The organism is Nocardia sp. NPDC003963 (assembly GCF_053605105.1).
Genome location: NZ_JBSGIP010000020.1, coordinates 64000 through 77221, shown reverse-complemented (window position 1 = coordinate 77221; position 13222 = coordinate 64000). Strand labels below are relative to the sequence as shown.

The 13222-nt window shown below is 70.9% G+C and carries 15 protein-coding genes; 6 read left to right on the top strand and 9 right to left on the bottom strand.

The annotated features are described in order from the left end of the window. Nucleotides 1-492: 492 nt before the first annotated feature. From ACWEWT_RS25355 to sigJ, 4 genes are all read right to left on the bottom strand, one after another. Nucleotides 493-1110: a TetR/AcrR family transcriptional regulator gene (locus ACWEWT_RS25355; RefSeq protein WP_452562539.1), complete on the bottom strand. Its 618-nt coding sequence runs from the start codon at nt 1108-1110 to the stop codon at nt 493-495. A gap of 65 nt (nt 1111-1175) precedes the next feature. After that, on the bottom strand, nt 1176-1361 hold the full coding sequence (locus tag ACWEWT_RS25350; protein WP_452562538.1) for a hypothetical protein: 186 nt from the start codon (nt 1359-1361) through the stop codon (nt 1176-1178). Between the two features lie 174 nt (nt 1362-1535). Continuing rightward, the gene (locus tag ACWEWT_RS25345) at nt 1536-2051 is read right to left on the bottom strand and encodes a gamma carbonic anhydrase family protein (protein ID WP_452562536.1); all 516 of its coding nucleotides are present in this window, start codon (nt 2049-2051) and stop codon (nt 1536-1538) included. Nucleotides 2052-2119: 68 nt separating this feature from the next. After that, nucleotides 2120-3052, bottom strand: a complete 933-nt coding sequence (gene sigJ, locus ACWEWT_RS25340; protein ID WP_452562534.1) for an RNA polymerase sigma factor SigJ — start codon at nt 3050-3052, stop codon at nt 2120-2122. A gap of 229 nt (nt 3053-3281) precedes the next feature. Here sigJ and ACWEWT_RS25335 point away from each other — a divergent pair, with 229 nt between their 5' ends. After that, complete coding sequence (locus ACWEWT_RS25335) at nt 3282-4214, top strand: cobalamin biosynthesis protein (protein WP_452562532.1); 933 nt, start codon at nt 3282-3284, stop codon at nt 4212-4214. 23 nt (nt 4215-4237) lie between these two features. On the opposite strand, the gene ACWEWT_RS25330 is transcribed toward ACWEWT_RS25335, so the two are convergent. Both ACWEWT_RS25330 and ACWEWT_RS25325 read right to left on the bottom strand, forming a co-directional pair. Further along, nucleotides 4238-5104, bottom strand: a complete 867-nt coding sequence (locus ACWEWT_RS25330; protein WP_452562530.1) for an SURF1 family cytochrome oxidase biogenesis protein — start codon at nt 5102-5104, stop codon at nt 4238-4240. Next, nucleotides 5104-5610, bottom strand: a complete 507-nt coding sequence (locus tag ACWEWT_RS25325) for a low molecular weight protein-tyrosine-phosphatase (RefSeq protein ID WP_452562575.1) — start codon at nt 5608-5610, stop codon at nt 5104-5106. Before ACWEWT_RS25325 ends, ACWEWT_RS25330 begins: the two co-directional genes overlap by 1 nt. 43 nt (nt 5611-5653) lie before the next feature. On the opposite strand from ACWEWT_RS25325, the gene cobC reads away from it, so the two are divergent. The 4 genes from cobC (at nt 5654) to ACWEWT_RS25305 (ending at nt 9976) form a co-directional block, all read left to right on the top strand. Then, nucleotides 5654-6697 (top strand): Rv2231c family pyridoxal phosphate-dependent protein CobC, encoded by a 1044-nt coding sequence (gene cobC, locus ACWEWT_RS25320; protein WP_452562528.1) that lies wholly within the window; start codon nt 5654-5656, stop codon nt 6695-6697. Nucleotides 6698-6755: 58 nt separating this feature from the next. Then, nucleotides 6756-7916, top strand: a complete 1161-nt coding sequence (locus ACWEWT_RS25315; protein WP_452562526.1) for a Nif3-like dinuclear metal center hexameric protein — start codon at nt 6756-6758, stop codon at nt 7914-7916. 115 nt (nt 7917-8031) lie between these two features. Next, nucleotides 8032-8769, top strand: coding sequence for a zinc ribbon domain-containing protein (locus tag ACWEWT_RS25310; protein WP_452562524.1), 738 nt, complete (start codon nt 8032-8034; stop codon nt 8767-8769). A 46-nt stretch (nt 8770-8815) separates the two neighbouring features. Next, nucleotides 8816-9976, top strand: a complete 1161-nt coding sequence (locus tag ACWEWT_RS25305; protein WP_452562522.1) for a bifunctional RNase H/acid phosphatase — start codon at nt 8816-8818, stop codon at nt 9974-9976. A gap of 16 nt (nt 9977-9992) precedes the next feature. On the opposite strand, the gene ACWEWT_RS25300 is transcribed toward ACWEWT_RS25305, so the two are convergent. Continuing rightward, nucleotides 9993-10823, bottom strand: coding sequence for a helix-turn-helix domain-containing protein (locus tag ACWEWT_RS25300; RefSeq protein WP_452562521.1), 831 nt, complete (start codon nt 10821-10823; stop codon nt 9993-9995). Nucleotides 10824-10945: 122 nt separating this feature from the next. Between ACWEWT_RS25300 and ACWEWT_RS25295 the strand changes: the two genes are divergently transcribed. Next, complete coding sequence (locus ACWEWT_RS25295) at nt 10946-11356, top strand: hypothetical protein (protein ID WP_452562520.1); 411 nt, start codon at nt 10946-10948, stop codon at nt 11354-11356. A 7-nt stretch (nt 11357-11363) separates the two neighbouring features. Here ACWEWT_RS25295 and ACWEWT_RS25290 read toward each other — a convergent pair whose 3' ends face one another. Both ACWEWT_RS25290 and modB read right to left on the bottom strand, forming a co-directional pair. Then, a complete protein-coding gene (locus ACWEWT_RS25290) occupies nt 11364-12413 on the bottom strand; it encodes an ABC transporter ATP-binding protein (protein WP_452562519.1) in 1050 nt (349 codons plus the stop codon). Then, nucleotides 12410-13213 carry a molybdate ABC transporter permease subunit gene (gene modB / locus ACWEWT_RS25285; RefSeq protein WP_452562573.1) on the bottom strand — a complete coding sequence of 268 codons (804 nt, stop codon included), beginning with the start codon at nt 13211-13213 and terminating at the stop codon, nt 12410-12412. The genes ACWEWT_RS25290 and modB overlap by 4 nt, the downstream gene beginning before the upstream one ends. Between the last annotated feature and the right edge of the window lie 9 nt (nt 13214-13222).

Genomic DNA, 13222 nt, shown 5'->3' with positions numbered 1-13222 from the left:
GCGATGCGCGATGTGCGGTTGGCCGTCCGTGGATTGGTGACCGTTGAGCACTTACAGTGTCGTGGGCCTACTCAGGTGGTCGAGGCCCGCCTCCGCTGTTGTCGGCGCATGTGTGGGGCCTGCCCCGGTTCTGGAGCGATGGGTGGTTGGCCGTCCGTGGATCGGTGACCGTCGAGCACGAGTATTCGGACCACCCGCGCACGCTGCTCAGTGGAACTCGGTGCCGCGGCATCGCGCGTTTCGCGATCCGTGCCGCCGCGTACTCGTGCAGTTGCTCCGCGTCGACGACCGACAGTGTTGTACCTACCCACGTGATCGAGGCCCGCCCCCGCAGGTACCTTCCGACTTCTCCGGATGGTCCCATCCGCAGGCGGGGCCCGCCCCGATTCTGGAGCGACGTAGCGAAGGAGCGCAGCGACTGAGCGAAGGAGTGAAGAATCGGGGTTAATAGGGCCCCGCCCCGCCCCGCCGAAGGCGGGGCAATATACACAGTCAGTTCGCGCTGTGCCCGGAAACCATGGGGAGCAGGGTGCGGCGGGCGAATTCGCGGCCGGCGGCCTCGTCCTGGATGGGGATGAGACCGTCGGGGGTGAGGGCCAGCGACAGGGCCAGGCGGGCCATGATCTCGGCGACCAGGTCGGGATCGAAATCTGTTCCGCTGTCGTTCAGCTCCCGGAGCTTCGCGGCCAGGTAGGTGCGGCCGACGGCGAGGATGGGGCCGGCCTCGGTGGTGAGTCTGGGCAGTACGAGGTCGGGTTCGGTACGCAGCAGCCGGATGAGCAGCGGGTTACCGGCGATGGCGGAGATGAAGGCGACGAAGATCTCCACCAGTTGATCTTCGGAGCCGGCCACCGTGCGCACCCGGTTGTCGATTTTGCTGACGAACCGTTGTGCTTCCCGCACGGTCACCGCTTCGACCAGGTCGTTCTTCGATTCGAAGCGGCGGTAGAGGGTCGCGGGGCTGATACCGGCACGGCGGGCGATCTCGCCCATGCTGGTGCGTTTGATACCGAAATCCAGGAACGCCGATAACGCGCTGTCGAGTACTTTCCCGCTGTCGGCGGGGGGCTCGGCGAGGATGCGTTGCAGTATCGGCGGTACGGGTGGCATGGTTCTCCCACCTTATCCGACGTCCGTCGGGCGAAGTGACCTGCGCAGCGGATACGTGCCGGGTATCACTCCGGCGGCAGATCCAGTTCGGCCATCTCGTGTTCGATGGCATTGGCCGCGAAATCGACTCCCCTGGAACGTAATTCGTGAACTCGGCGCCGCAGCGCCTCGATTCCTCCCGGCTGCGCGGCGATATCCGCCACGCTGACCTGCCCGGCCGACCGGTGCGTTTCGGTTTGCTCGCACGCCACCCGTCATACCTCCTGCCGGCACCTCGCCGTGCCCACCTGAACGGGCCGCCCGAAACGCCGACGCCTTGCAGGACAGTGGGTTTCGAGTCCGCCCGTCTCCCCGGATGTGTTCAGTCCATCCTATCAGTCACCTACTGGACGCTTGTCCAATAACATGTCCGGGCCGGTGACCGGTCAGATCTCCTTCGCCGTCTGATGTTCGGACATATGGTGCAGGTAGACCATGGCGTTGAGTTCCACGCCGCGCTGCTGTTCGGCGGTGAGCTCGCGGCGCACCTTGCCCGGAACACCGGCGACCAGCGATCCCGGCGGGATCTGCGCACCCTCGGGGATCAGCGCATTGGCCGCGATCAGACTGCCCCGGCCGATCACCGCGCCGTTGAGGACGGTCGCGCCCATACCGATCAGGCAATCGTCCTCGATCGTGCAACCGTGCAGGATCGCGTTGTGCCCGACCGATACCCCGGCACCCACGGTCGTCGGAAAACCCGGATCGGCGTGCAGTACGCAACCGTCCTGGATATTGCTGCGTTCCCCGACGGTGATCAGCTCGGTATCACCGCGCAGAACCGCGCTGTACCAGATACTGACCTGCGCCCCGAGCTTCACCCGGCCGATCACGGTCGCGTTGGGCGCGATCCAGGCGGTGGCGTCGACTTCGGGTTGATGTCCGCTGACTTCGATCCTCATACAGGCAACCTAACGCGCTCGTTCCCGGCCTCGCCGACGTGGTGGAGGCAGTGCGCTCCCGGTCGGCCTCAGTCCTCCCCGCTCTCGCGCAGCATCCATTCCGCCCCGGCATCGGCCGGGAGGTCACGCAGCTTGTCCGGATTGCGGACGACGTGGATGGCGGTGATCCGGTCCGCATCGACGGTGAACGAGAACACCCCGTGGTGCCGGCCGTCGAATACCAGCAGGCCCGGCAGGCCGTTGACCTCGATGGTCCGGCCCCAGCCGCCCTCGGCCGCGGGCAAGTGGTACCAGCCGAGCAGCATTTTGGCGATGACCTCGGCACCGGCGACCGGCTGGCGGATGGCGGGCACCTTGCCGCCACCGTCGGCGGTCAGGGTCACCCGGTCGTCGAGAACGCCCAGCAGCGCGCTCATATCACCGGAACGCCAGGCCACCGAGAAGGCCGAGACGACCTTCTCCTGTTCGTCCGGGGACGCCGGAAAACGCGGGGTTCCGTCCTCGACCCGTTTCCGGGCACGCGAGGCCAGCTGCCGGACCGCGGCCGGGGTCCGGCCCACCACCTCGGCGACCTCGGGCCCCGACATCCCGAACACATCCTGCAGGACGAATGCCGTGCGCTCGGCCGGAGAGAGCGATTCGAGCACCACCAGCAGCGCCATGGTGACCCGTTCGTCCTGCGAGATCCGGTCGGCGGGATCGGTCCAGTCGGTGACCGCCGGTTCGGGTAGCCATTCGCCGACGTACTGTTCCCGCCGCACCCGCGCCGAACCGAGCTGATCCAGGGCCAGTCGCCCGGTGACCGTGGTCAGCCAGGCCTGCAGATTGTCGATGGGTACCCCGCCGGACCCCTGCTGCCGTTGCAGCCGCAGCCACGCCTCCTGCACGACATCGTCGGCGTCGGCGAGACTGCCCAGGGTGCTGTAGGCGAGGCGGCGCAGGTACGGGCGCAGTTCCTCGAAACGCCGGGCCAGATCGGCGGCTTCCTCTCGGTCGGTCACTACGGCTCCCGTTCGGTCGTGGCCCGCGGTCGGGCGATGGTCTCGCCTGGTCGACGATGTTCGCCTCCGATATGTGACATCGGGGCGGGCAGTCGCCGACGGTGGCCCGGTCGCGGTGGTGCCGGTCGCGCCCGGGTCGATTCTGCCAACACCGGTACCCGTCGCCCGAATTCCGCTGCCCGGTCGTCCCCGCGCCGGACGGAACCGCGGCGCTGGCTACGCTCACCCGGTGCGCAGAGGTGTTTCGACCGCGGCCGGTCTGCTGATCGGGTTCGCCCTCGATCGGGCGGTCGGGGATCCGCGGCGGGGGCATCCGGTCGCGGGGTTCGGGATGCTGGCCGCCTCGCTGGAATCGGTGACCTACGCCGATCGGCGGCGCGCCGGGGTGGTGCACGAACTGGTACTGGTGGGGTCGGTCGTGGGTCTGGGCGCGGTGGTGCGCCGCGGTGGTGCGCTACCGGTGGCCGTGGCGACCTGGACGGTTCTCGGTGGGCGGAGCCTGGCGCGGACCGGTGGGGTGATGGCCGATCGGCTGGCGGCCGGGGAGCTGACGGCCGCCCGGGAGCTGCTGCCCGCGCTGTGCGGGCGGGATCCGCAGGCTCTCGACGCGGACGGGCTGGCCCGGGCGGCGCTGGAATCGATCGCCGAGAACACCTCCGACGCCGCTGTCGCACCGTTGCTGTGGGGCGCGGTGGCCGGTGTTCCCGGTCTGCTGGGGTACCGCGCGGTCAACACACTCGACGCCATGATCGGCTACCGCAACCCGCGGTACCGGCGCTTCGGGTGGGCGGCCGCCCGGGTGGACGATCTGGCCAATCTGCTCCCGGCCCGGGTGACGGGGCTGCTCACCGCGGTGGTCGCACCACTGGTCGGCGGTAGTCCGGGCGCGGTGTGGCGGACCTGGCGCCGGGACGCGGCCCGGCATCCGAGCCCGAACGCCGGGGTGGTGGAAGCGGCGGCGGCGGGAGCGCTGGGTATCCGGCTCGGCGGGCGTACCGAATACCGGCACGGGGTCGAGCAGCGGCCGGAACTGGGAGCGGGGGCCCCGCCCACGGTCGGTGACCTGCGCCGGGCGGTCCGGTTGTCGGAGCTGGTGCAGTACGCGGCCGTGGTAGCGGCCGCGGCGCTCGCACTGTTGCGGGACCGGTCCGCGCGCGGCTGAACCCGGATGGGGAACGCCCGGTCTCAGTGGCGGTCGCGGCCGTACCGGTCGGCCAGGCGCGCCTCGGCGGTGACGGGTTCGGGTCGAGCGTCGCCCGGCCCGGCCGTACCGGGTCCGGCCTTCGCCGCCGGGCGGTTCTTGCGGCGTTCACGGATCTCGGCCCACGCGAAATACCCCAGTCCCAGCGGTGCCATGATGCCGAAGGCGAGCCATTGCAGTCCGTAGGAGAGGTAGGGCCCGGCGTCGAGCTGGGGCAGCGGGACCGGGGTGAATCCGCCCGGCTGGTTCTCCGACAGCTGGAGATAGGCGCCGCGGTCGCCGGCCGGGAGCGCGGTCAGCGGCAGTCCGAGGACCGTGGTCGCCTGCGGGACGTCGATCGAGTAGACGTGTGGGACGCCGTCCTGCACCGCGGGCGTGCGCTGCGGGTCGACATTCTCCGAGACCCGGATCCGGCCCTCGACCCGCTGCACACCGGTGGGCGGGGGAGCGATCGGCGGCGGCTGCGATCCGTCGACCGCCGCCACCAGCCCGCGGTCCACGAGAAGAGTGCGTCCGTCGGTGAGGGTGAAGGCGGACAGCACCCCGAAACCGGGCGCACCGTCGAGATGGCGCAGCCGGACCAGTGCCGTCGAATCGGGTACGTAGCTGCCCTCGGCGTACACCTTCTGCCATTCGGTGGCCGCCTCCGCGGCGTCACCGTCGAGCACGGCGGTGACCGCCACCGGATCGGCGTGCACCGAATCGGCGATCAACTGATTGCGCTCGGAGGTGCTCTCGTTCTTACCGAGCTGCCAGGGGGCCAGCACGGTGAAACACAGGTACGCGAACGCCACGACCACCACGGCCAGGATCAACCAGCCCGGACGCAGCAGGAAGGCCAGGCGGCGCATCAGGCCGCACCGCCGGTGACCGGTGCCCGGGCGGCGAGCGCGGCGTGCACCCATTCCAGCAGGCCCGGGACCGCGGCCTCGATCTGCGCGCGTACCAGCTCGAACTCCTCGGTCCCGCCGTAGTAGGGATCGGGTACCTCGGCCCCGTCGGCGTCCGGATCGAAACTGCGCAGCATCCGGCGGCGTTCGCGTGGGATACCGCGTACCGCGAGGTTGCGGTCGTGTTCGGTGGTCATCGCGACGACGAGGTCGGCGTCGGCGTGCTCGGTGCCGAACCCGGAGGCCCGGTGGCCGGTGGGGTAGCCGTGCCGGCGCAGCGTGGCGGTGGTGCGCGGATCGGCCTCGGCCCCGGCGTGCCAGCCGTGTGTGCCCGCACTGCTCACCCGGACCCGATCCCGCAGACCGGCCCGGGACAGATGCTCCAGCAGGATCTTCTCCGCCATCGGCGACCGGCAGATATTGCCGGTACAGACGAACGATATGTGCAGCTCACCCACAACAGCCATTCTGGCGGGTCGATCGGGCCCGGCGCCACGTAGGGTGCGTCTCATGCTCACCGATCATGTCGATTTCGCCGGGCTGCGTCATCACGGTGATGTGGAAGCCCAGCCGGGTCTGCTCGATTTCGCGGTGAATGTCCAGGGCGCCGGGCCGCCACGCTGGCTACGCGATCGGCTGGCGGCCGCATTGGACTCGCTCGGCCGGTACCCCGCCGCCGCCGACGAACGGCACGCCCGCCAAACCGTGGCCGCCCGGCACGGGGTTACGCCCGACCACGTCCTGACGCTGGCCGGTGGCGCGGAGGGTTTCGCTCTGCTACCGCGGCTGGAGCCCCGGCTGGCGGCGGTGGTGCATCCGTCGTTCACCGAACCCGAGCTCGCGTTGCGCGAGGCCGGTGTGCCGGTGCACCGGGTGCTGCTGGCACCGCCCTACACCCTCGATCCCACGCTGGTGCCCGAGGAAGCGGATCTGGTGGTGATCGGCAACCCCACCAATCCGACTTCGGTGCTGCATCCGGCCGAGGTCGTGCGCGCGCTGCTGCGCCCGGGGCGGATCGTGGTGGTGGACGAGGCATTCATGGACGCGGTGCCCGGCGAGCCGGAGTCGTTGGCGGCCGAAGCCGGGGAGGGGCTGCTGGTGCTGCGCAGCCTCACCAAGACCTGGGCCCTGGCCGGTCTGCGCTGCGGTTATCTGCTCGGGGCACCCGAGGTGCTGCGGCGGCTGGTCCGGGGCCGGGCGCATTGGCCGGTGGGTACCCTCCAGCTCACCGCGATCGCCGCGACCACCTCGGCGCGCGCGCTGGCCGAGACCGCGGCGCGGGCGGCGGAGATCGCCGAACACCGGGTGGCCATGGTCGAACGACTGACCGGTGCCGGGGTCGCGGTGCAGACCCCGGCCGCTGCGCCGTTCCTGCTGCTGGAGGTGGAACGTGGCGAGATACTGCGCGAATATCTGCGCCGGCACGGAATAGCGGTCCGGCGCTGCGATACGTTCCCGGGCCTGAGCCCGGGACATGTGCGGGTCGCCGTGCGGCCGCCGGACGATGTCGATCGGCTGGTGGCGGCGCTGGGGAACGCCGGGCGGCTGGTCTAGCGTCCCGGTACCACCGCGGCCGGGAGGACCGGCCGGGCCGGAACGGAATACGCGCGACATGATTGTCGCCGACCCACTCCCGAGAGAAAGGTGCGCCGTGGCCACCCTTGCCGAACTCGTCGCGACGCTGGAGACGGCCTATCCGCCGCGGCTGGCCGAACCGTGGGATTCGGTGGGCCTGGTCTGCGGGGATCCGGCCGAGCCCGTGCGGCGGGTGTTGTTCGCCGTCGATGTCACCGCGGCCGTGGTGGACGAGGCGGTGCGGTGGGGCGCGCAGGCAGTGGTGGCCCACCATCCCCTGCTGCTGCGTGGTGTGGACAGTGTTTCGGCCGACCGTCCCAAGGGAGCCCTGGTCCACCGGCTGATCCGGGCCGGCTGCGCACTGTTCACCGCGCATACGAACGCCGATTCCGCCGACCCCGGTGTCTCCGACGCGCTGGCCGCGGCGCTCGGCCTGACCGTCACCGGTCCACTGGACCCGAAATATGTTCCCGCCGTGGACAAATGGACGGTCCAGGTACCCCCGGAACAGGCCGAGGCCGTCCTGGCGGCGCTGTTCGCCGCGGGTGCCGGCGGCACCGGGGACTATCGGGAGGCGGCGTGGCGGGTCACCGGTACCGGTCAGTTCCGGCCGCTGGGCGGCGCGAATCCGGCGATCGGGGCGGTGGGTGAGTTGACCCGGGTGGCCGAGGACCGGCTCGAGGTGGTCGCCGCGCCGGGGTCGCGGGCGGCCGTGCTCGCGGCGCTGCGGGCCGCGCATCCGTACGAGGAACCCGCCTACCACGTGACCGAACGGGCCGCGCTGACCGGAAATCAGGGCCTGGGCCGGATCGGCACCCTGGCCGAACCGCTGACGCTGCGCGAGTTCACCGCCCGGGCGGCCGCGGCGCTGCCGGAGACGGCCTGGGGTGTGCGGGCCGCGGGCGACCCGGACCGGGTACTGCGCACGGTGGCCGTCTGTGGTGGCGCGGGTGATTCGCTGCTCGATACCGCCGCCCGCCGCGGAGTCGACGCGTATCTCACCGCCGACCTGCGCCATCATCCCGCCGACGAGCATCTGCGCCGTTCGGGACCCGCGTTGATCGACGCGGCCCACTGGGCGACGGAGTTCCCCTGGTGCGCGCAGGCGGCCGCGGTGGCCGGAGCCGGGCTCCCGGAGCTGGAAACCCGGGTGTCCGCGGTACGTACCGATCCGTGGACGGTCGGTTGCGGCGGTTGACCCGTGGCATCGGCGTCCGGTCCCCGGGTTCGGACCGGTCGGCGACATCCGCCCCGCCGCGCGGAGTACGGTGGACTTTCTCATCCGTCCACAGCGTGCAGGGAGTTCGTTCGCGTTGAATGTCGAACCATCGATTCAGGCCCAACTGCTGCGTCTCGCCGAGGTCGACACCGAGCTGACCCGGATCGCGCACCGGCGCAGCGTTCTCCCCGAACAGCAGGAGGTCGACCGGTTCGAGACCGAACGCAATGCGCACAAGGACGCGGCCGTGGCCGTGGAGATCGTGCTCGACGATCTGGACCGCGATATCCGCAAACTCGAGGGCGAGATCGAGGCGGTCCGCAAACGTGAGGACCGCGACCGCGGGGTACTGGAAGCGGGCTCGGTCGGCGCGAAACAGCTGTCCGAACTGCAGCACGAGCTGACCAGCCTGGAACGCCGCCGCTCGGTCCTCGAGGACGATCTGCTCGAGGTGATGGAACGGCGCGAGGCCTCGGCCGCGGATCACGAGCACGCCGGTGCCCGCCTCGATCGGACCGAAGCCGAACTCGCCACCGCGCGCGGTCGCCGCGACGAGGCCCTCGCCGACCTCGCGGTGGCCCAGCAGCGTTGCGAAACCGACCGCGCGAAGCTGGTCGGCGTATTCCCCGAGGAATTGCTCAGCATCTACGATCGGCAGCGGAGCGGCCACGGTATCGGCGCGGCGCTGCTGCAGGCCCGGCGCTGTGGGGCCTGCCGGATCGAACTGGATCGCGGCGAGATCGCCCGGATCGCGAAAACCGCGCCCGAACTGGTGGTGCGGTGTCCGGAATGCGGTGCCGTGCTGGTGCGGACCAGGGAATCCGGGTTGTAGGCCGCGCCGGGCAGCGGGGTCCGAGTAGCGGGAGCGGGAGACCGATATGAGCGTGCGCGAGGTCGTTGTCGAGGCCGACGGCGGATCCCGGGGTAATCCGGGCCCGGCGGGGTACGGGGCGGTCGTATTCGACGCGGACCGGGTGGGGGTGCTCGCCGAACGCCGGGAGGCGCTGGGCGTCACGACCAACAATGTCGCGGAGTACCGCGGGCTGATCGCCGGGCTGGAGGCGGCCGCCGAACTCGGTGCGCGGGTGGTCGCGGTGCGGATGGACTCCAAACTCGTGGTCGAGCAGATGTCGGGCCGGTGGAAGGTCAAACACGCGGCGCTGATCCCGCTGGCCGATCGCGCGCGCCGGCTGGCCGCGGATTTCGACCGGGTGACCTACCGCTGGATACCGCGCGCCGAGAACTCCCATGCCGACCGGTTGGCCAACGAGGCCATGGACGACGGCGCACTGGTCGAGGAGGTGCGGGCGGCCGATCCGGCCCCGGCACGACCGGCCGCCGCCACCGAGGCCGCCGATACGGCGGCCGATCAGCGCAGTGCGTCCGCACGGCTGTCCGGCCCCGGGCCGGGCTGGACCGGAGCCTCCGGCCGGCCCACCAGGCTGCTGCTGTTGCGGCACGGTCAGACCGAATTGTCGGTGCAGCGGCGCTATTCCGGCCGTGGTAATCCGCCACTGACCGCGGTGGGCCGGGAACAGGCGGCCCGGGCCGCGAAGATGCTGGCCGCCAAGGGCGATATCGCCGCGATCGTCACCTCACCGCTGGGCCGGGCCCGGGAGACCGCGGAGGCGGCCGGTACGGCGCTCGGTATCGAGGTCCGGGTGGTCGAGGGTCTCACCGAAACCGATTTCGGCGAATGGGAGGGGCTGACCTTCCGCGAGGCCGCCGACCGCGATCCGGTCCTGCACGCCGACTGGCTCGGCGATCCGTCCCTGCGCGCACCCGGGGGCGAGAGCTTCGACGAAGTGCGGGAGCGGGTCGAGGGGGTGCGCCGCGACCTGGTCGCGCGGTATCCGGGCGCGAATATCGTGGTGGTCAGCCATGTCACGCCGATCAAGACGCTGCTGCAATTGGCGCTGGGGGTCGGGCCGTCACTGCTCTACCGCCTGCACCTGGATCTGGCATCGCTGTCGCTCGCTGAGTTCTATCCCGACGGGGGTTCCTCGGTCCGGCTGGTCAACGATACGAGCTACCTCTGAGATCGGCGAATATCGGTCAGCCGGATACCACGGCCGGAAACGCGGCGGCCCGTTCGCGCAGGAACCGGGCCGTGAAATCGTCGAGCGGGTAGAACAGCTCGACCGCCAGCTCCGAGAGTGTCACATCGGCCGGTGCGCCGAAGGTCGCCATGGTGCCGAACAACGAGAGTTCACCGTGGGGTGTGCGAATCCGCACCGGCACCTGGAACGGGCCCGGTTCGGTGGATCCGGCTTCTTCGTCCTCGGTATCGACGGCCGGATAACCGCTGACCTCGTCGTAGAGTTCGCGCAATCGGGGATCACCGGTGGTATCGGCCTGGCGTGCCAGCCGCTCCAGCAACTGTTCGCGCACCTGGCGCGGGTTGGCGAGCCGGGCGGCGAGACCTTCCGGATGCAGGACCAGCCGGTAGACATTGGGCCGGTCGGTCAGTAGCCGCACCGGTACGCCGTCGGTGTGCACCGTCAGCGCGGTGTTGGCGGTGACCACATTCCACCAGCGGTCGACCGCGACTGCCGGATAGGGCTCATGGGCGGCGAGCATATGGTCCAGCGCCGCCCGGGCGGACGCGAGATGGTCGTCGTCGAGGCTGCTCTCCTGGTAGGCGGGTGCGTACCCGGCCGCGACGAGCAGCGCATTGCGTTCCCGCAGTGGCACATCCAGCGTCTGCGACAGACGCAGCACCATATCCCGGCTCGGTGCCGAACGCCCGGTCTCCACGCACGACAGATGCCGGGTGGAGCTGCCCGCGGCCAGCGCCAGATCCAGCTGGCTCAGCCGCCGCCGCTGTCGCCATTCGCGTAGCAGGGTACCGATCCGGGACGGGTTGCCGTCCGCGCGCAGCGTCATGGAGTGAGCGTATCGGCGGCCGGTGCGCGGCGGCCATGACCTCCGGGGTCATTGAACCGCTGACCGGGTGACGGCACAGTCGGTCCCGGAACCACCATCGCCGATCCGAGAGGCAGCCGACCATGAGCACCGCCACCCTGTCCGCGCCCGCGACATCCGACGACCTGCTCCGCCGCACCCTGCGGCTCGACGGCTGGGGCACCGGTGCTTTCGGCGTCTTCATGCTCGCCGGTGCGGTGCCGCTGCGGGATCCGCTGGGGCTGCCGGCTTCGTGGTCGGTCCCGTTCGGTATCGCCATGCTCGGCGGCGCGCTGGTGCTGTTGCTCATCGCCGGCTATCCGGTGATCCCGCCCCGATACACGGCGGGAGTCGTCGTGGTCAACACGGTCTGTGTGCTGGGCCTGCTCGCCCTGCCGTTCACCGGCCTGCTCGAGCTCACCGGTGCCGGGATCGTTTTCTTCCTCAGCGGCGCCTCGGTCGTCGCGGTCTTCGCGGCCCTGGAGTTCGCGGGTCTGCGGCGGATCACCGGATGACCCCGAATCAGGCCGGATAGCAGTGGATCTCGGTCGCTTTCAATGCGGCCCACAGTTCCGACCCCGGCCGGATCCGCAGGTCCGCCACGGTGGCCGGGGTGATATCCGCCAGCGTCGGGACCGCGCCGTCGAGCCGGACCCGCACGGTATGGGCGTGCTGTTCGAGACCGGCCACGGTCACCGGCCAGGTATTGCGCGGACTACCGGTGGGGCGCTCCGGGTGCAGGCCGACCGCGGCCGGTGCGAAGGTGAGATGTACCGGTCCGGTGGCCGGTTCGGCGACGGTGAGTTCACCACCGCTGTCGAGCCGGACCAGGGTGCCGGCGGCGGTCCCGCGGAACAGATTGAGGCCGACCAGATCCGCGACATAGTCCGAGCGGGGCCGGCGGGCGATCTCGCCGGGCGGGCCCTGCTGGACCACCTGCCCGTCCTCCACGATGACCAGCCGGTCGGCGAGCACCATGGCGTCGAGTGGATCGTGGGTTACCAGCAGCGTATGCCCGGGGTAGTCGTCGAGGTGACGGGCGAGTTCGGCGCGCACCCGGACCCGGGTCGCCGCGTCCAGCGCCGCGAGGGGTTCGTCCAGCAGCAGCAGTTCCGGTTCGACGGCCAGGGCCCGGGCCAGCGCGACCCGCTGGGCCTGTCCGCCGGACAGGGCGCGCGGCCGGGTATGTGTGTAACCGGCCAGACCCACCCGTTCCAGCCAGTGCGCGGCCCGCTCGCGGGCGAGCGTCCGGCGCAGCCCGCGAGCGCGTAACCCGAAGGCCACGTTCTCCAGGGCGTCGAGATGGGCGAAGAGGAGATAGTCCTGGAACACCACCCCCACCGAACGATGTTCGGGCGGTACGAAATCTCCCGGCGGCGCATCCCATATCCGGTCGCCGAGTCCGATCGACCCGGCGGTGAGCGGAGTGAGCCCGGCCAGTGCCCGTAGCGCGGTGGTCTTCCCGGCGCCGTTGGGGCCCAGCAGTGCCACGACCTCCCCGGGCGCGAGTTCGAGGTCCAGCTCGAGGGAGAACGCACCGCGGGTCACCCGCAGTTCGGCGGCCAGCGTCACAACACCCCCCGCAGCCAGCGTTCCCGCAGCGCGGCCAGCACCACCACCGAGACCAGCAGCAGCACCAGGCTGAGCACTATCGCCGCGGCCGGATCGGTCTCCAACGCCAGGTACACCGCCAGCGGCATGGTGGTGGTCTTACCGGGGAAGTTGCCGGCGAAGGTGATGGTGGCACCGAATTCGCCCAGGGCCCGCGCCCAGCAGAGCACCGTCCCCGCCACCACTCCGGGCAGGATCGAGGGCAGGGTGACCCGCCGGAACGCCAGCCAGCGGGAGGCGCCGAGGGTCGCCGCGGCCTCCTCGTAGCGGGGGTCGGCGCTGCGTAACGCCCCCTCGACCGAGATCACCAGGAACGGCATCGCGACGAACGCCTCCGCCACCACCACGCCCGCGGTGGTGAACGGCAACGCGATACCGAACCAGTCGTACAGGTAGCTGCCGACCAGGCCCCGTCTGCCGAGGACCAGCAGCAACGCCACCCCACCGACCACCGGCGGGAGCACCAGCGGCACGGTGACCAGCGCCCGCATCAGCCCTCGTCCGGGCAGCCCACCGCGGGCGAGCAGCCAGGCCAGCGGGATGCCCAGGAGGAGGCAGAGCAGGGTGGCCAGGCTCGCGCACACCAGCGAGAGCCGCAACGCCTGCCCGACCTCCGCACTGAGCAGTCGCTCCGGCAGATCCCGCCAGGGCGCCCGGATCAACAGCCCGGCCAGCGGTATCAACAGGAACAGCAGACCGAGGAGCGCGGGAACGACCAGGACGAGAGGTCTCCGGCCGCGCACCGCCCGGCGCCGGCGCAGTGCCGTCGT